This is a genomic window from Luteitalea sp., assembly GCA_009377605.1.
Lineage (GTDB): Bacteria > Acidobacteriota > Vicinamibacteria > Vicinamibacterales > Vicinamibacteraceae > WHTT01.
The window spans coordinates 9,159-27,451 of the sequence record WHTT01000056.1 but is presented as its reverse complement, the minus strand read 5'-3'; the positions used below and the strand labels follow the sequence as shown (position 1 = coordinate 27,451).

The following is an 18,293-nucleotide window of genomic DNA, read 5'->3' as shown; positions in this document are numbered from 1 at the left end:
GCGATGGTGGACCGGGCGGCGATCGAGCACCTGCGGGCGACGTACTCGGATCAGTTGGCGCGCGCCGCGACGATCGCAGACCTCCAGGCGCTACGCGACCGATTCCTCGGGCGAAAACAGGGCCTCGTCACAGCGCTGTGGCGCGAGATTGCCGGCGCTCCGCCGGACGACCGCCGCGAGCTCGGACGACTGGCCAACGAGCTCAAGGCACACATCGACGCGACGCTCGGCGAGCGCCGCCGCACGCTGTCAGCGGACAAGCCTTCCGCGCCCGCGCTCGATCTCACCCTCCCCGGCCGTCTGCACGTTCGCGGCGCTCGTCACCCGCTCAGCTCACTGCTCGAGCGTATCGAGCGGATCTTCGCGCGCATGGGCTACGAGATTCTCGACGGTCCGGAAGCCGAGGACGATTACCACAACTTCGAAGCGCTCAACATGCCGCCGGAGCATCCCGCGCGAGACATGCAGGACACCCTGTATCTCGCGCAGCCGCTCGATCGTCGGGACGATCGCGCCGCGTACACGGAGGTTCGAGGTTCGAGGTTCGAGGTTCGAGGTTCGAAGGGGGCGGGGCCGGCAGCGGCCTCTACGCCCGAACACCGAACGTCCCAACTGGCAACGGTGCTCCGCACGCACACGTCGTCGATGCAGATTCGATACATGGAGACGCACCAGCCGCCGGTGCGGATCATCGCACCCGGCCGCGTCTACCGGCGCGACAGCCTCGACGTGACGCACACGCCGATGTTCCACCAAGTGGAGGGGCTCGTCGTGGGCGAGGGCGTCACGATGGGTGATCTCAAGGGCACGCTCACTGGCTTTCTCCGCCAGCTCTTTGGTGAAGAGCGGCCCGTGACGTTCCGCCCGAGCTTCTTTCCGTATACGGAGCCGAGCGCTGACATCTTCATTGGCTGCACGTGCCGCGGCGCCGGCTGCGGCGTATGCAAGCAGACCGGCTGGCTCGAGGTGCTCGGAAGCGGCATGGTGCATCCGGCCGTCTTCGAGGCGGTCGGCTACGACCCCGAGCGCTATACCGGCTTCGCCTTTGGTGCAGGAATCGAGCGCATCGCGATGCTCTTGCACGGCGTTGACGACATCCGCTTGTTCTACGAGAACGACCTGCGCTTCCTGGAGCAGTTTCCGTCGTGAGAATTCTCGTCTCATGGCTTCGCGATCTGGTCGACGTGCCGGTGACCATCGAGCGTCTCGCCGCCGATCTGCACCTGCGTGGCTTCGAGGTCGCGTCGGTCGAGCCGTGGCCGCCGCAGCAGGCCCGAGCGGATGATGCCGTCATCGACTTCGAGATTACGGCCAACCGTCCAGACTGTCTGAGCGTCGCTGGCATCGCGCGTGAGGTGTCGGTGCTCTACGACGTTCCGCTTCGGTTGCCCAAGCTCTCTGCCCCCCGGGAGGGCGCACCAGCGCTGCCGATCACCATCGAGGCCCCGCCACTCTGCCCGCGGTACGTGGGCGCGCTCGTCGACGTGCACGTCGGGGCCTCACCCGACTGGTTGGTCGATCGGCTCGCCGCTGCCGGCATTCGCGCGATCAACAACATCGTCGACGTCACCAACTACGTGCTGGTGGAGCTGGGACATCCGCTCCACGCCTTCGCCTTCGAGAAGCTGACTGGCGGCGAGCTCCGTATTCGACCGGCACGTAACGGCGAAGAAGTGACAACGCTGGACGGCCAGCCCCGGACGCTCGACGAGCGGATGCTCGTGATAGCGGACCGTGATCGCGCACAGGCCGTGGCCGGCGTCATAGGGGGACGGGACTCCGAAGTGTCGCTTGGCACGCAGGTGATCGCGCTCGAGAGCGCCTACTTCCAGCCGCTGAGCATTCGCCGCACCAGCAAGCGCCTTGGACTATCGACAGAAGCGTCGTATCGGTTCGAGCGTGGGGCAGACCCGAATGCCCCGCTCGATGCGTTGATCCGCGCATGTGATCTCCTGCAACAGCTTGGCGCCGGCCGTCTGCGGCCTGGCATTGCCGACGTCTGGCCGTCGACGCCCGAGCCACGTGTCGTGCCGCTCCGGCTCGCGCGTGTTGCTGTCGTCACGGGGCTCGAGGTGGGAGCGGGTGCGGTGGAAGCGCGTGACGTCGAGCGGATCCTCCGCGGCCTTGGCTTTGGCGTGGAACCTACCGGCAACGCTGTCTGGCAGGTCACCGTGCCGACGTGGCGGCCCGACGTGACGCGCGAGATCGATGTGATAGAGGAGGTCGCGCGCTCCGTTGGGTACGATCGTCTACCCTCTACGTTCCCCACGCTGCACCGACCGCCTGCGCCGCCAGATGCGCGACTGGAGCGTCAGCGTGTGGCGCGCGACCTGGCGCTCGCGGCTGGCTTCGCCGAGTGCGTGACGTTCTCGTTCGTCGAGCGCGCGGCGGCACTGGCGTTTGCGGACGCTGGTGAGCTGGTGCCGCTCGCGAACCCGCTGTCCGAGCACTTCGCCATCATGCGGCCGTCGCTGCTGCCCGGCTTGGTGGATGCCGTCTCACACAACCGGCGGCGGGAACGGCGTGACGTGCGCCTCTTCGAGATTGGCGCCCGGTTCAGCGCGAGCGTGGGCGAAACGCGCGGCCTCGGCTTGGTCTGGACAGGCGCGGCGTCACCGGCACACTGGAGCGGCTCCGGTCGCGAGGCGGATCTGTTCGATCTCATGGGCGTTACGTCCGCGCTCGGCGCAAGGTTCGGGTTCGATCTCCTATGCGAGCCGGCGGACGTCCCCTACCTGGTCTCCGGTCATGCTGCTCGCATCGTCATGCAGCGCCGCGGCGCCGCTTCTAACGGCCGTGGCGCGCCGAGCCAGGCGACATCGATCGGCGTCATCGGCCAGCTCACGTCTTCGATTGCAGAGGCGCGTGACCTTCCGGCCGCCGAGCCAGTCTTCGTGGCCGAGCTCGACCTGGACCAACTGGGCGCGGGCGTCGACGCCAATCCGGTCGTCCGCGTGGAGCCGTTGCCGCGGCACCCGTCCGTCGTGCGCGATTTGTCGATGCTTCTTCCAGCGGACTTGCCCGCGGCGTCTGTTCGTGGCACCATTCGTTCCGTCGCGCCGGCAACGCTTGCCGCTCTGCAGGAGTTCGACCGGTACCACGGCCGTGGCATCCCCGAGGGCTTCGTCAGCTTGTCGCTCAGGCTCACGTTTCGCGCGCCGGACCGTACGCTGATCGACGTCGAAGTGCAGGAAGCCATGGAATCGATCGTGGCGGCGCTTCGCGACCGGCACGGCGCACGACTGCGATAGGAGCGTTCGGCGTCGAGCCAGATCGCGGTTGGGTCGAACGCGCGACGAAATGTAAAATGGAGACCCGGCTGTCCGCTACGGCGAGACCTGGCGCAGGTCGGGCGCACATGAGCGGATTTCGGATTCGGAGAACGAGCACATGGCCAAGGCCCTCGAAGATGTCAACGTCGACCTGAGGCCCATCGATCGACTGGAAGAGAAGATCAAGCTTCTTATTAGCGTTTTGGAACGGTCTCGGCAGGAGCAAGCCCGTCTGACCGAGGAAAATCTACACCTGAACCGCGAGCTCGACGGCCTTCGCGTGCGGCTCTCTGAAGCCGAGAACGTGGCCGTCGAGATGAAGTCGCTGCGCGAAGAGCGCGATGTTATTCGGAGCCGCGTTTCGGAGATGCTCGAGCAGCTCGAAACGCTACAGCTGTAGTGAAAAAGGGGAGGAAGAAAACGGGGACAGCCCTCGTTTTCGCACGGGTCGGCGAAGTCATGACATCGAAAACGAGGACTGTCCCCGTTTTCTTCCTCCCCTTTTCACCATGAGTGAGCCTAGCGAATTCACGTCACGAATCGTGTCTGTCGAAATTCAGGGACTTCGCTATCCCGTGAAAAGCGACTTGTCGGACGACTACGTCGCCCGCCTGGCGGCGTACGTCGACGGCAAGATGCAGGCCGCGGCCAACCAAGTACCGATCGGCGAATCGACCAAGCTTGCCGTTGTGGCAGCGCTCAATATCGCCGACGAGTTCTTCCGCAGCCGCGAGGAAGACCACAGTAACGCGAACGAGCTCCTCCAGCGTGCGGCGCACCTCGAGCGTCTCATCGACGATGCGCTGAAAGAGTGAGGACCGACGGCCTGCATTGTGTTGTAAGATGGGGTTGCCTGCGGTGCAGGTGATGGATGGACAGTCGTCTTGGGCCAACACTCTCTGACAAGTGAGCCGCGACGCCGCGTGGTGTGCAAGCCTCTGTGAGAGGAAGCCTAAAACGCGGTTGTAGACAGCGGCTCCACCTGCGATCGCAGGTTCAAACGACGTCCCCACACGGCATCGCGGGTACCACCCTCTGAATCTCGAACGCCACGCGACGGCTTCGAGCCTCACGCACGAATTCCGTTCCTGATGGCAACACCTGATTGTGATCTCCCGGCCAACGCAACCGTCGCTGAGGTTGGCGAGCAAGCAATCATCGACTGGATCCGGCGCGTGGCCCCACCCGCGCCACCGGAGATCGTCACCGGGATTGGCGACGATGCGGCCGTGCTCGATCGTGTGCAAAATCATCTCGCGGTGGTGACGACCGACTCGCTGGTCGAGGAGGTGCACTTCCGCCGTCCCTGGAGCACACCATCCGATGTCGGCGCCAAAGCGCTGCTCGTCAACCTCAGTGATCTGGCGGCCATGGGCGCCACACCGCACGCGGCTCTCCTTTCACTTGGTCTGCCGGCTACGCTGTCGGTCGCTGCGCTCGTCGCCCTCGTCGCCGCCTTCATCGATGTGGCGCGCGCGAACCGCATGGGGCTCGTGGGTGGCAACATCAGTCTCAGCCCAGGGCCCCTCTTCGTCGACGTCACCGCCATTGGAGCGGCGAAGCGCCGCAAGCTGCTCTATCGCCATGGCGCGCGAGTTGGGGATTCGCTGTACGTCACTGGCTCACTGGGTGGGGCCGCGGCCGGCTTACTCTGGTTGCAACGGACCAGCGCGCTCGAGCGTACGGATTCTTGGCTGGCCGGGGTAGAATCACCTTTTGCGCCGGCGGAAGGGCGAGCTGGCTTACAAGCTGAGCCATTGACGCACCTGGAGCCGGCGGTCGCTCCGGCGCTACAACGCTACTTCAGGCCGGATGTTCGGAGTCGCATTGGGCAATCCGTTGGCCGGGCGCGCGCAGCAAGGGCGTGCGTAGATCTCAGTGACGGCCTCGCTGATGCCCTCCGTCAGATGGCTTCGGCCAGTGGGATCGGCGTCGAAATCGACGCCGAGGCGATTCCGGTCGATGCCTCCGCGCGCGAGGTGGCCTCGCGACTGGGCGCGGATCCTCTTACGTTGGCGCTCTCTGGCGGCGAGGATTACGAGCTGCTGTTCGCCGTTTCCCAGCGCTCGACACGCCGCTTTCTCGCAACCGTCGCTGGCGCCGGACGCGTCCCGGTGACGCGGATCGGCCGCGTGCTGCCGCCAGTTGTGCTCGATCTCGTGCGAAACGGGCGGACCGAGCAGCTGCCGGGCGGCTTTCGGCATTTTGCTGATGCTTCTAGCGAGCTCCTTCCAACGGCGCATCGTGGTCGCGGCTGGGGCCGTCCTGGGCTTCTGCCTGCTCTATGAGGGGACCATCCTCGATTCACGTTATGCACCCAGGCAAGTCGAAGTACCTGAGCTGTCTGCCCCACCTGCCATGGGCGCACGCCTGCGCTTCAGCGCAACCGCTTATTGCAAAGGGAGGACGACGGCCTCGGGCGCGACGGTTCGAAGAGGCATTGCCGCCGCAGATCCTGCCCTCTTGCCGGTTGGCTCCGTGATCCAGGTCGACGCCGCGATCCCGCGCTACAACGGCGTCTACACCATCATGGACACAGGGCCCAAGGTGCAGGGCCGAGCGGTCGACCTCTACATGTGGAGCTGCCACGAAGCGCTTCGATTCGGGCGCCGGCCGATCAAGCTCACGGTGCTTCGGCTGGGGTGGAGCCCTGGCACGAGCGGCCCGGAGCGCGCCAAGGAGCTCTTTCACCGCCGCGAGCGCAAGGTGATGGTGGACCACGGAGGTCGCGAAAGCTAGTCGCCGCTCTCCGCGACGCCCGCTGTCACTTCCTGTTCTTTGTACTGCAACTGATACAACTTGTAGTAAATGCCGCGGCGAGCCAGCAACTCTTGGTGCGTGCCCGCTTCCCGCAGCTCTCCCTTGTGAAGCACGAGAATCTTGTCCATGTCCTGAATGGTCGATAGGCGATGCGCAATGGCGATCGTCGTTCGGCCTTTCATCAGCACCGCCAGCGCTTCGCGGATCAGCAGCTCCGTCTCGGTATCGATGCTCGAGGTGGCCTCGTCCAAGAGCAAGACTTGCGGGTCGAAGGCCAAGGCACGAGCAAACGAGAGAAGCTGCTTCTGCCCGACCGACAATGTGGCGCCACGTTCAGCGACCGGCGTGTCGTAGCCGTATGGGAGACGCTCGATGAACCGATCGGCGTGCACCGCGCGTGCCGCGCGGTGGATCGCGTCATCCGCGATATCGTCGTGCCCCAAGCGAATGTTGCTGGCAATCGTGCCCGAGAAGAGGTGCACATCCTGGAGCACGAGACCAAAGCGCGACCGCAGATGCTCCCGCACCATCTCGCGGATGTCCGTTCCGTCCATCACGATGCGACCTCGCCGGACATCGTAGAACCGCATGAGCAGGTTGATCAGCGTCGACTTCCCCGCGCCGGTCGCGCCGACAATGCCGACGCGCTCGCCGGCTGCAACGGCGAACGAGACGTCCCGCAAGACGTACTCTTCTCCGTCGTAGGCGAACCAGACGTGGTCGAGCTCGATCTGCGGCCCACCGCGGTGATGCGGATCCCCTCCTGATGAAGGTTCGTGGAGCGGCTTGGCCACCGCTGCTTCTCCCGCCGGCCGCAGCACGTTTCGACGGCTTTCTTCTTCTGGCTCGTCGAGCAGCGCGAAGATCCGCTCGGACGAGGCCATCGCCGACTGGAGCAGGTTGAACTTCTCCGACAGATCGCTGATCGGCTGAAAGAACCGGCGCGTGTACTGGAGAAAGGCGACGAGCGTGCCGAGTGTCACGGTTCCCTCCATGACCCAGCTGCCGCCCTGCCACACGATGAGCGCAGCGGCCAGCGCGCCAATGATCTCGATCACCGGATAGAAGACCGCATAGTAGAAGACGGACCGGATGTGCGCGTCGCGGTGGCGCCGGTTGATGTCGTCGAAGCGGTTGAAGATTCGCTCCTCTTGGCCGAAGAGCTGCACCGTCGTCATGCCCGTCAGGTGCTCCTGGAGGAACGCGTTGATGCGCGCTACCAGCACCCGCACGGCACGGTACGATTCGCGCGCATGACGACGGAACCATTCCGTAACCCACGCAATCAACGGCAGCACGCAAAAGGCAAGGAGCGCCAGGCGCCAGTCCAGGGCAACCATCACGACCATGATGCCCAGCAAGGTGAAGACGTCGCCAAAGACCGCAATGACGCCCGCGGTGAACAGATCATTCAGGACGTCGACGTCGGTCGTGACCCGCGTCATCAGTCTGCCGACCGGATTGCGATCGTAGAACCTCAGGCCGAGGCGCTGGAGATGCTCGTAGATTTCGAGGCGCAAATCGTACATGATCCGCTGCCCCATCATCTGCAGGGTCCAGGTCTCGAGGTACTCCAGCGCGAAGCCCCCTATGAGCACTGCGAGAAAGATCAGCGCGATGCGGTTCACCCCGGAGACGTCGCTGGTGGCGATATAGTGATCGATGGCGAGCTTGGTCAGGTACGGTTGGGCGAGCTGCAAAACGGCCGATGCAATGATGGCTACCAGCGCCAACGCCGCTGAGCGACGATATGGCCACAGATAGCGCAGCAGCCGCTTCATCAGCCGCGCGTCGTACGCTTTGCCGAGGGCCTCTTCTTCCTGCATTTTTGAGTAGTGGTCAGTGGCCAGTGGTCAGTGGCCACTTTCAAGAGGCTGCCAGCTCCTCCTCGAGAAGCTGCTTCCGATACAGCTCCGCATAGGCGCCGCCGTGCGCGACGAGATCAGTATGAGTGCCGCGCTCGATGATGCGGCCACGGTCCAGCACGAGGATCAGGTCGGCATCACGCACCGTCGACACGCGGTGCGATACAACGAGCGCCGTTCGCTGTCGCCTCACATCGCGCAACCGCTGCAGGATTTCTTCTTCCGTGTACGTGTCCACTGCCGACAGCGCATCGTCCAGGATCAAGATGCGCGGATCGACCATGAGCGCGCGCGCAAGGGCCGTGCGCTGCTTCTGTCCGCCCGACAAAGTGATTCCCCGTTCGCCGACCATGCTGTCGTAGCCGCGCGGGAACTGCGCGACATCCGCGTCCAACCGTGCGACGCTCGCGGCCCAGCGAATGCGATCAGTGGGCCCGTCTCGCCGAAGCTCGGCGGAGCCGAGCGAAGGCGGACCGCTTGCACTGAAGGCAATATTTGCCGCCAGCGTGTCCGAAAAGAGAAACGGCTCCTGCGGCACGAAGCCGATGGCTCTGCGGAGTGTCAAGAGCGGCAGCCGGCGCACATCGATCTCGTCTACGAACACCGTGCCGGGCGGAGGATCGTGCAGCCGGGCAACGAGCTGCAGGAGCGTCGACTTGCCGCTCCCGGTCGGCCCGACCACCGCGACGGTCTGACCGGGATCCACACGGAAGGAGATGTCTGCGAGGACTGGCTCCGTGTCGTAGGCGAACGTGAGCCGGTCGAACGCGATTGCGCCGCGCAGGATGACGTTGGATTCGAGCGGCTCTCCCACCTGGTCCGTGATCGTGGGCGTTACGTCGAGTAGGTCCAGCATGCGCTTCCAGGACGCCGTGCCGCGCTGCAGCAGGTTCGTCACCCAACCGAAGGCCATCATCGGCCAGCTCAGCATCGTCAGATACGTCATGAATGCCACGAACTCCCCAATCGAGAGTCGTCCAGCAATGACTTCCCGGCTTCCCACCCACAGGACGAGCAGGCTGGCGATGCCAAGAAAGAACGTCAGGCTCGGGTAGAGCAACCCTTGAAGCTGCACGAGCCGGCGGTTACGTGCGACGTACTCGTCGTTTGCCTCTCGGAACCGCCTGAGCTCGTGAGGCTCTTGGCGGTAGGCACGGACGACGCGCACCCCTGCCAGCGCCTCCTGGACGATCGCGCTGATATCGGCGAGCTGCTCCTGGATTTGCTCGAACCGCCGATGGATGGCATCACCGAAGTACTTGACCGCCAGGCTCACGAATGGCAGCGGGATGAGCGCGATGAGCGTCAGCTTGACGCTCAAGGAAAACATCAGCGCCAGTGCGACGACGAACAGAAAGACCGTCGACGCAGCGTACATGACGGCAGGCCCCACCATCATGCGCACGGCGCTGAGATCGTTGGTCGCGCGCGACATCAGGTCGCCGGTCCGATGGCGCTGGAAGTCGGCCATCGCCCAGCGTTCGAAGTGCGCGAAGAAGTCGTTGCGCAGGTCGTACTCGATGACGCGTGACACACCGATGACGATGCGTCGCATCAGGAAGCGGAAGATGCCTCCAACCAGCGCCACGGCGAGGAGCAGCGCGGCGTAGAGGCGCAACTTGCCGGCGGTGACCCCCTGCGCCAGGTCGTCCACCGCGTACTTCAAGATCCACGGGCTGACCAGGGAAACGGCCGTCGCGCCGATTGCGCAACCAAGCCCGCGCAGCACGTCGCGCCGGTGACGTTGGATGTACGGCCACAGGCGGGCAGACGGTGAGGACATTGCCGACGAGTAAACCTCCAAGGCCACGTGAAAGTGACCGGTCAGGCCAGTATAACCTTCCATTCGACTCGCCTTCCGCTCGCCTCGCGGCGAGCCGAAGGCTCGCTCATGGCAAGCCAGTTTCAGGGAGCCAGTTTCAGGGAGAATGCCCTGACCCTTCGACCCCTCGACGACGCTCGGGGTCGCCTTGAGCGACGTCGAAAGGCGACAGGCTCAGGGTCACCCCGAGCGCAGTCGAGGGGTAAGCGAGCGAAGCGAGTCGAAGGGTGTTTCCCGATTCCCGTGACGCCCTAGCCTCCAAGCTGGCTCCCGTGCTATTCTGCCGTTGCATTCGTTCCCAGCGGACTGCACGGCTGCAGGTCCTCGTCTTCCTGCCCGTTCGACGAACGTTCATCGCGGCGAGCGCGCCATTTCCGGCGTGCTACAGCACAAAATCCGGGGCGTGAAGGGTTGAGGTCATGTTCGTCAGCCGTGGTCGTCTGTGGCTGTGCGCGGTGCCGCTTGTACTCGCTGCGACGGTAGTGCCAGCAGCCGGACAGTATCGGGGGCAACCATCCAACGTCGCGACCGGAGAGACCTACACTATCGAGATCGGGGCCGCGCTCTGGAACCCGACGCCGACCTTCGTGATCTCGAGCGAGCAATTTGGGATAGGGGGAACCGAGATTGATTTCGTCGAAGATCTCGGTGTCGCCAAGAAGCGGCTACCTGAGCTGCGCGTGGTGCTCCGTCCCGGACGCAAGCACAAGCTACGACTCCAGTACTTCCGAGGCTCATACGATGCGGACGGTATCCTGCGCCGCACGGTCGTCTTCAACGGGATCCAATACGACGTCGGCCTCCCGGTGCAGAGCGCACTCGATTGGCACACGGTGCGCTTCGGTTACGAATACGACTTCCTCTACCGCGATCGCGGGTTCGTCGGCCTTCTCCTCGAAGGGCGCTACACTCGTGTCCGTGCGGAGCTCGAGAGCCCAGTGAACTCAGAGTTCTCCGAGGCCAACGCGCCCATACCGGCTGTGGGCGCCATCGCACGTTTCTACGTCCTGCCGAACATCTCGATCACCGGCGAAGCGACCGGCTTTCGGTTGCCAGAGGACGAGGACCGCGACTGGAACGGTCGATACTTCGACTACGACATCTATGGCACCGTGAACATCACCGACCGCGTCGGGGCGCAATTCGGCTATCGCAGCCTCGATGTCAGCTACGATATCGACCAGGATTTTGGCGATCTGGAATTACGAGGCGTCTACCTCGCAGGCGTGGTGCGGTTCTAATGCTGGTCTCCGAGATCCTCCATGGATGAGCTCAGGTAGCGCGCCCCGCCTATCTGTGGATGAGCCTGCCATCGAGCATCTCTGGAGGCCATGACCAAGGTACGCACGTCCGACAAAGCCCGGCGCTTCACTGAATCGGTCATTCGCGAGATGACCCGGCTCGCGATGCGCCACGACGCGGTCAACCTCGCCCAGGGCTTCCCGGACTTCCCCGCGCCCGAGCCGGTCAAGACGGCGGCGTGCCGTGCGATTGACGCGGACATCAATCAATACGCCATCACCTGGGGTGCGCGGCGCTTGCGCGATGCCGTCGCCGCCCATTGGGGACAGCGCTACGGCCTGTCCGTCGATCCGGAGACACAGGTCACCGTCTGCTGTGGATCAACGGAGGCCATGATCGCCACGCTCCTGGGCGTCGTCGATCCAGGCGACGAGGTGATCGTATTCGAGCCGTTCTACGAGAACTACGGTCCAGACGCCATTCTCTCCGGTGCGGTTCCGCGCTACGTACAGCTACACGAGCCGGACTGGCATGTCGACCTCGAGGAGCTCGCGTCCGTCTTTGGCGATCGCACGCGAGCGATCATCCTCAATACGCCGAACAATCCAACTGGAAAGGTCTTCACGGTCGAGGAGCTCACCGAAATCGCACGTCTGTGTCACCGCTGGGATGTGGTGGCCATCACCGACGAAATCTACGAGCACATCGTCTATGACGAGGCGCGTCACGTGCCGCTTGCCACGATTGAAGGGATGGCGGAGCGCACGGTCTCGATCGGCAGTCTCTCGAAGACGTTCAGCGTGACTGGCTGGCGCGTCGGTTGGGCGGTCTCCCCGCCGCAGCTGGCGGCTGGCATCAGGAAGGTGCACGACTTCCTCACCGTGGGCGCGCCGGCGCCACTTCAAGAGGCCGGAGCCGCAGGGCTCGGCCTTCCGGATGCGTACTACGCCGAGCTCGCGGGAGAGTATCAGCGCCGGCGGGACCTCTTGGTGGATGTCTTGGCGAGATGTGGCTTTGGCGTCTTCGCGCCCAAAGGGGCTTACTACGTGATGACCGACATCAGTGGCTTTCGATTTCCAGACGATACGAGCTTCGCGCGCTACCTGACGTCCGAGATCGGCGTCGCAACGGTCCCCGGTAGTAGCTTCTATCGCGACCCAGCCCTGGGCGCTCAACGGCTGCGGTTCTGCTTCTGCAAGACGGACGACACTCTCCTGGAGGCTGCACGCCGGCTCGAGCGCTTGCGTGCCTAACTCTGCCCATACAACTCCCGATACACATCGCGGAGACCGAGAACTCGTTTGACGTAGAGCCGCGTCTCCGGATACGGAATGTCGTCGATGAACTCTTCCGTATCGAGCTCGTCTTCGGACCGTTCTGCGAGCCAACGCGAGACCGGGCGCGGTCCTGCGTTGTACGCGGCCAGCACCAGGTGATCGGCACCGTACTTCTCCACCAAGTCCGCGAAGTACCGCGTCCCGAGACGGATGTTCGCCGTAGGGTTCCTCAAGGTGCGCGTAGAGAACGGGCGAATGCCGAGCCGACGCGCCAACTGCCTCCCGGTGCCCGGACGGACCTGCATCAAGCCATAGGCATTGGCTGGGGAACGCGCATTCCGGTCGAACGCCGACTCTTGGCTAATCAGGGCCGCCACCAGGTAGGGATCAATCTTGTGCGCGTTTGCGTATCGCCGCACCTGCTCCCAGTAGTCGAGGGGGAATAACATCTCCAGCACCTCGCGCGGCAGACGCTCCCCACCGACCGCAATGTGATGTGGGTACGCGCGTCTCGCCAGCACGACCCCACGCAGGTTCTGTCCCTGCCGGAACAGCGCCCACGCGATCGTGGCGTCGACCAGAGGTGAGGCGCCCGAGGTCCGCTCGAGATCCCACAATTCGTCGATTGCATCGCTGTACAGCTCCGCAGCGAGCAACCAGCGAATCCGCTCTATCAAGGCCGGGGGCAGGTCGCCAGGGGCAGCCTCGGCCCCGGGCCCCACAATCTTCACCTCTTCGCTTTCCTCTGGTAGGACGGCGATCCGAGGTCGCGCCGACATTGGCTTGACGCTCGTCGGCAATGTCAAGGTGAGCTTTCCGGGCGTGAGACCGCTCGCGCGCAAACGCCGCGCGGCCAATTGGCCATAGTAGGAGTTCAAGTAATCGACGGCGACCAGCTCGTAGCGCGCCTGCGCCTCACGTCCTTGGCCCAGAGCCTCGCGCGCGCGGCCGCTCCAATACAGCCAAGCCGCTCGCTGGTTGGCGCGCGGGAAGTCGGACGCCGCAGGTTCAAAGACACGGATCGCCTCCTCGTAATCGCGCTGTCGATAGCTCCACCATCCGTACTTCCACGCGGCGCGGGCGGCGTGGCGACCCGTCGGATACGAGTAGTACAACTCACGAAACGTCCGGGCGGCTTGCTCCTCCTCGTCCCGGAGAATGTAGTGTGTGCCGAGGTTGTTCAGGCCATCCTCGGCCCAGGTGCTGCTGGGAAAGGACTGCATGAGCTCTCGGATTGCCGCCACGTATTGCTGATGGCGATTCAAGCCACGGAGCGCCCGCGCGTGGAAGAACCGTGCTTCCGCCTGACGGCTGCCGCGCTTCCTCAACGGGCCAAGGGCATCGATCGCGCGCTGGTGACGGCCGAGATGATATTCGGCTTGTCCGGCCCGCAGCTCAATCAAGTCCCGCGCACCGCCCGTCACGCTGGAGCGCAGCTCTTTGCAGCCGGCGAGTGCGGCCCGGTAACGGCGTGCGGCAAACAACCGTTCCACACGACCGATCTCCGCGTCCCGTCGTTTAGCCGCCTCGACATCGCCCGTTGGCGCCGGGCCAAGCGCCTCGGCATGCCTTTTCGCCGCTTCTGCACGCGCGCTCGTCGGAAGCTCGTAATAAAGGCGCAGCCATGCCGCACGCGCGAGGTCGGTTTCACCGCTCCGGCCGAGGGCCTCCGCCCACTTGTCCAGGGCGACGTCCCGATCGACCGGGGAACGCTCCGCCCGCCGCTTGAAGAAGGCAGCCGCGGCGACGTAATCCTCGTCCAACATGGCCGCCTCGCCTTCCGCCATCAGCACGTCCGCGCCAAGGGCACCCGGCTCTTGTGCATGCAGCTCGCGCAACGCGGCGCGCGCTTCCGCGACGCGACCGAGCTCCAGCCAGGCCCGGGCGCGATAGTAGGTCGCGTACCCGGCAAGTGGCGTCGAGTCCAGTGCCTCCTGGTCGATCAGGGCGAGCGTCGCGGCATGCTTACCGTCGCGGAATCGGTCGACCGCCTTCGCAAGATTGGCGACCGCTCGATTCTTCAACCGCGTGCGTTCCGCCTCGTCTGGGACGAGCCACGCCTGGGCCAGCGTGCTGGGCAATGGTCCCTGGACTGTCGAGTGCAACGTGGTCGGTGGCGGAGGCAGCTCCTGAAGGAGCAGCGGTCCCGCCAGAGCGGCCATCAAACCGCCGCTGATCACCGACAGGAAACGGGGTCGCATGGAAACTGCAGTATTGTGAACGAGTTGAGGGGCGTGGGCGGGAGCGGTATAATGGCTTGTTCGGTCGTGCGGCACACTCTTTAGACTGTGCGGCCGGCGCGCGGTTTCCACCTCGAGGGGGCGTCACGGCTTCGACGGGGGTATGGATTCGCGGGATGCATGCCGAGCTCCACTTCGCTCGTAAAACTAGTGGAACACAATGTAAGTGCGGATACGCAACTTGCACTCGCTGCCTAACTCGTAGCGACGCTCACCCTGGAATCGCCCGCGGTCCGGGGATGAGCGCCATTTAGCGGGCTGGCGATCGCGCGGCGCCACGGCGCGCGGTCGTGAGACACACCGCGGCTGGTCGTTGGTGGTTTCTCGCCTCTCTTTTCGCACCAGCGACGAGACAATCAAGAGGGGATAAGCATTGTAGATTCCTGCGGGGATGTGCCTTCGGACGCGGGTTCGACTCCCGCCGCCTCCATTCGACTCGCCTTCCGCTCGCCTAACGGCGAGCCAGTGTCAGGGAGAATGCCCTGACCCTTCGACAGGCTCAGGGTCACCCCGAGCGTAGTCGAAGGGCTGCTTCGAAACCCTGAGACGAGCCAAGTACGCTGAGGCCCCAGCACGGGTCGGAACTCCAGCCGAACCACACATAGCACCTTGATTGAGCTTGTTGACGATGGCATCTGGCGATGCGATACGTGTACATCCTGCGCTGTGCCGACAACTCGCTCTATGCGGGCTGCTTCGAGCAACCGTTCGTACGCGTCGAAGTCATAGAACGCGGCCGTCGTCTTCGGCGCCTTCAGCAGCCTCGTTTATCAACGGGCCCCTCCCTTCCGCTTTCGCGGCGTGGACTTTGTCGCTGGCTGGTCGGGCGCGGTCGGCCCTACCGCCTCTGGCGATGAAGATGGAGCGACACCGGTTCGCGCCACGCGCTCGGCGCGCGACACGATGAGTGACGAGTACGTCGCCAGTGCGTCGACATCCAGGCCGGCGAGCGCTGGGCTCTCGGGGATCGAGGGCGCCTGAGCGATCGCAGCCTCGGCGAGCTCCGTCACCCGTCGCCGGACAAAGGGCCCGGCCAGGCCGATGTCTTCAGCGAATGCCGGCCATGTGGCTGGGCCGATCTCCTCGAGCGTGGCCCGCTTGCCGATCTTCATGGCGAGCTTGGACGACAGGTCCGGGTAGGCGACCGTCAACAGGAGGTCGTAGAGCGGCGTGAGGCTCACGCCGCCCTGCTGATAGAGGAGGCTGAAGTTCTTTCCGTGAGCATCGGCGTTGCCGACGATCAGGTTGAGGATGGCCGCGTCGAGGAACGCCAGCACCGCGACCGCCGGAATCGTGGTCGCCCTACGCAGCAGGTCGAAGCTGGTCTTGAAGGTCGGACCACCTTCCGATGCGTACTTGTGCTCCGGTGGAATACCGAGTGCCTGACAGAAGTCCTCCTGATGCAGGCGGTGCGCCTGGCCACTCTCGTCGACGCGACGGTCGTAGCGGGTGATGAGCAAGTACGGGTGTCCGGCGACGGTTCGAGCCGCTACCGGTGCGACGGGCAGCCCGATGGCAGCAGCCAGCGTCATCACCAGCGCTTCGTTCTCCGTCGTGTGCGGGAAGCGCGCGATGGACGGCTTCAGAATGTGCGTGGTGGGCTGCCCAGGTGCCGGCAACGCCACGCGACCATCCACGAGTACGACCGGAAGCTTCGACTGAGCGCCGGCAAGGGAGAGCCGCAGCCCTTCCCGCCCGGCTAGCAGGGGGCGCGTTGGCAACGTGTCCAGCAGTTGTCCGAACTCGTCATCGCTGAGGGGTTGCGGGGCTCCACCTGGGTCTGCCACAGGCGGTGTGTCGCCTTCAGGCCAAAGAGATAGGGCGCCCGCGACATCGCCCCCCAGGGCTTCGAGAAACGCAAAGTCGTTGCGTTTCGAGATCCCCAGCGCGCCGGCAATCACGTCGCGTTGCGACTCCTCCGGGAGGAGACCGGCGAAGAACGGCCTGCACTGACGCTGCTTGAAGGGCTCCGGCCGTTTCGGCAGGGAGAACGAGATGGCAGGACGGGACGAATCAGCGAGCCAGTCCGCCGCGTAGGCAAAGCGCATCTCGCCGTGCTGATTCACCTGAAGCGTGCCGACGACCGCTCCCTCCCACCAGACCGAGAGCATCCGCGTCACGAGCCGTTCCCCGCAGCCCCGGGCGGCGCAGCGACCTCCAGGCGGCAGCCAAGGGCGTCCAGCACCGCCAGAACTTTGCCCAGGCGCACGGTGGGCTTCCCGCGTTCCAGCTCGACAAGGAAGCGAACGCCAACGCCGGCTGCGGCGGCCAGCTGATCCTGGCGGAGGCCTTGGGCAAGCCGAGCCTGGCGGACGACGGCGCCGATCTGTTCAGCAGTCACAGTGATATTTCCCGATCGGGAAAATTCTACGCGACCAGCCCGGCAAAGTCCAGCGAAATTCCCGATCGGGAAAACCTGGCCCTGGAACGGCCAAGTGCACCTAGTGTATTCCCGATCGGGAAATCGCGAGAGCCAGACTTGTGAAACCTCACGGATGAGGCTAACCTCTGCTGTTACTCACGATCGAGCATGGAGGTTGATTTCATACCGATGTGCCGGGACCGCTAGTCGGCCGACTTCGGTTTCGGCGAGGTACGACATAGGGCCCGAATCGCGCCATCCGAGACGCGAGTAGAACGAACGGGCGCGCTGGTTGCCAGCGACGACAGCGAGCCACGCCTGTCGATGTCCTGCGCTGCGGATTTCGGCCTCGGCCTTGCGAAGAAGCATCGCCGCGACACCGGTTCCGCGCGCTGCTCTGTCGACGTAGATCTGCTCCACCTCATCGCCCTTCACGACAACGAATCCCACGGTCTGGCCATGGGACTCGGCCACCCACATGCATTCGAGCCGTTCCCGCGCTCGGGATACGAACTGCTCCTGGTCGCGATAGCGGACGAGCTCCGGCGGAACGTGCCCGAGGTGACCGTCGGCCCACCCTATGTGCCAGATCCGGGCAACTGCGCTGACATCGTTGGAGGTTGCCTTGCGGACAAAGTACGGTTCGGTAGCTGCGGCCTCGTTTGCGTGCATTGACATGTCCTGAACGTCCCAAAGATCACGCCGCAGAAGGATATCAACCTTCGACCCGGCGAACGAAGAGGCGGCATTCGGACGAGGTGAACGTCCATGCGGCGATTGTCGTAGATCGCCTGCTACGTCCAGTCCGCGCGATAGACTTGACCGGGTTTCCTGCGAGAGGAGAAGGCGTCGATGTTCGCTACGCAAGATGGGTCGAAGGTAGGACGATGGGTAGGCGCGCTCGGAGTAGCCGCCGCGGCGGCGGTGATGGCCGGCGTCACGGGGCTCTCGGGCGCGGGACAGACACCGCGCGAATGGCGTGACTACGCCGGCGGACCCGACAGCTCGCGCTTCGTCGCGGCAACGCAGATCGACAGATCCAACGTGGGCCGGCTCGACGTCGCCTGGACCTACCCGGCCGGCGATACCGACTTCAATCCCCTCGTCGTGCGCGGCGTCATCTACGGCCGGACGCGTGGCACCGCGCTCGTGGCCCTGGACGCAGCGACGGGCAAGGAGCTCTGGGTGCACGACGGCATCGAGGGCTTCGCGCTCCGCGGCGTGAACTACTGGGAGAGCAAGGACGGCAAGGATCGCCGCCTCCTCTTCAGCGCGCGCAACTTCCTGCGGGCCATCGACGCGCGGACCGGCAAGGCGATCATGTCCTTCGCCAAGGACGGCCGTGTGGATCTGCGCGAAGGCCTCGACCGCGATCCGAAGACGGTCGAGCAGCAGAGCCGCCTTCCGGGGCGCGTGTTCGAGAACCTGATTATCCTGGGCTCGGCGACCAATC

The 18,293-nt window shown here is 64.6% G+C and carries 14 protein-coding genes, 2 other RNA genes and 1 pseudogene (1 of these 17 only partly in view); 11 read left to right on the top strand and 6 right to left on the bottom strand.

Annotated elements, in window-relative coordinates:
- The first annotated feature begins 3 nt into the window (after positions 1–3).
- The 7 genes from pheS to GEV06_18115 all read left to right on the top strand — a co-directional run bounded on the left by pheS (position 4) and on the right by GEV06_18115 (position 6,011).
- The gene (pheS, locus tag GEV06_18145; protein ID MPZ19814.1) at positions 4–1,149 is read left to right on the top strand and encodes a phenylalanine--tRNA ligase subunit alpha; all 1,146 of its coding nucleotides are present in this window, start codon (positions 4–6) and stop codon (positions 1,147–1,149) included.
- Positions 1,146–3,251 (top strand): phenylalanine--tRNA ligase subunit beta, encoded by a 2,106-nt coding sequence (pheT, locus tag GEV06_18140; protein MPZ19813.1) that lies wholly within the window; start codon positions 1,146–1,148, stop codon positions 3,249–3,251. Before pheS ends, pheT begins: the two co-directional genes overlap by 4 nt.
- Before the next feature lie 139 nt (positions 3,252–3,390).
- Positions 3,391–3,672, top strand: a complete 282-nt coding sequence (locus GEV06_18135; protein ID MPZ19812.1) for a hypothetical protein — start codon at positions 3,391–3,393, stop codon at positions 3,670–3,672.
- The gene (gene zapA, locus GEV06_18130) at positions 3,614–4,087 is read left to right on the top strand and encodes a cell division protein ZapA (protein ID MPZ19811.1); all 474 of its coding nucleotides are present in this window, start codon (positions 3,614–3,616) and stop codon (positions 4,085–4,087) included. Before GEV06_18135 ends, zapA begins: the two co-directional genes overlap by 59 nt.
- Before the next feature lie 32 nt (positions 4,088–4,119).
- Positions 4,120–4,304, top strand: a non-coding RNA gene (gene ssrS, locus GEV06_18125) — 6S RNA.
- Positions 4,305–4,363: 59 nt separating this feature from the next.
- Complete coding sequence (gene thiL / locus GEV06_18120; protein MPZ19810.1) at positions 4,364–5,560, top strand: thiamine-phosphate kinase; 1,197 nt, start codon at positions 4,364–4,366, stop codon at positions 5,558–5,560.
- Positions 5,484–6,011, top strand: a complete 528-nt coding sequence (locus tag GEV06_18115) for a hypothetical protein (GenBank protein ID MPZ19809.1) — start codon at positions 5,484–5,486, stop codon at positions 6,009–6,011. Before thiL ends, GEV06_18115 begins: the two co-directional genes overlap by 77 nt.
- On the opposite strand, the gene GEV06_18110 is transcribed toward GEV06_18115, so the two are convergent.
- A complete protein-coding gene (locus GEV06_18110; GenBank protein ID MPZ19808.1) occupies positions 6,008–7,858 on the bottom strand; it encodes an ATP-binding cassette domain-containing protein in 1,851 nt (616 codons plus the stop codon). The genes GEV06_18115 and GEV06_18110 overlap by 4 nt on opposite strands.
- 40 nt (positions 7,859–7,898) lie before the next feature.
- Positions 7,899–9,680, bottom strand: a complete 1,782-nt coding sequence (locus GEV06_18105; protein ID MPZ19807.1) for an ATP-binding cassette domain-containing protein — start codon at positions 9,678–9,680, stop codon at positions 7,899–7,901.
- Between the two features lie 458 nt (positions 9,681–10,138).
- On the opposite strand from GEV06_18105, the gene GEV06_18100 reads away from it, so the two are divergent.
- Positions 10,139–10,960, top strand: a complete 822-nt coding sequence (locus GEV06_18100; protein MPZ19806.1) for a hypothetical protein — start codon at positions 10,139–10,141, stop codon at positions 10,958–10,960.
- Between the two features lie 90 nt (positions 10,961–11,050).
- Complete coding sequence (locus GEV06_18095; GenBank protein ID MPZ19805.1) at positions 11,051–12,214, top strand: aminotransferase class I/II-fold pyridoxal phosphate-dependent enzyme; 1,164 nt, start codon at positions 11,051–11,053, stop codon at positions 12,212–12,214.
- Here the strand turns inward: GEV06_18095 and GEV06_18090 are convergent.
- On the bottom strand, positions 12,211–14,439 hold the full coding sequence (locus tag GEV06_18090; GenBank protein MPZ19804.1) for a transglycosylase SLT domain-containing protein: 2,229 nt from the start codon (positions 14,437–14,439) through the stop codon (positions 12,211–12,213). The genes GEV06_18095 and GEV06_18090 overlap by 4 nt on opposite strands.
- A gap of 116 nt (positions 14,440–14,555) precedes the next feature.
- Between GEV06_18090 and ssrA the strand changes: the two genes are divergently transcribed.
- Positions 14,556–14,911, top strand: a transfer-messenger RNA (tmRNA) gene (gene ssrA, locus GEV06_18085).
- 337 nt (positions 14,912–15,248) lie between these two features.
- Here ssrA and GEV06_18080 read toward each other — a convergent pair.
- The 3 genes from GEV06_18080 to GEV06_18070 form a co-directional block, all read right to left on the bottom strand.
- Positions 15,249–16,589, bottom strand: coding sequence for a type II toxin-antitoxin system HipA family toxin (locus tag GEV06_18080; protein MPZ19803.1), 1,341 nt, complete (start codon positions 16,587–16,589; stop codon positions 15,249–15,251).
- Positions 16,590–16,594: 5 nt separating this feature from the next.
- On the bottom strand, positions 16,595–16,819 hold the full coding sequence (locus GEV06_18075; protein ID MPZ19802.1) for a type II toxin-antitoxin system Y4mF family antitoxin: 225 nt from the start codon (positions 16,817–16,819) through the stop codon (positions 16,595–16,597).
- 177 nt (positions 16,820–16,996) lie between these two features.
- Positions 16,997–17,518 (bottom strand): GNAT family N-acetyltransferase, encoded by a 522-nt coding sequence (locus GEV06_18070; GenBank protein MPZ19801.1) that lies wholly within the window; start codon positions 17,516–17,518, stop codon positions 16,997–16,999.
- Between the two features lie 174 nt (positions 17,519–17,692).
- Between GEV06_18070 and GEV06_18065 the strand changes: the two are divergent.
- A pseudogene (locus tag GEV06_18065) lies at positions 17,693–18,293 on the top strand (PQQ-binding-like beta-propeller repeat protein) (it continues 272 nt past the right edge of the window).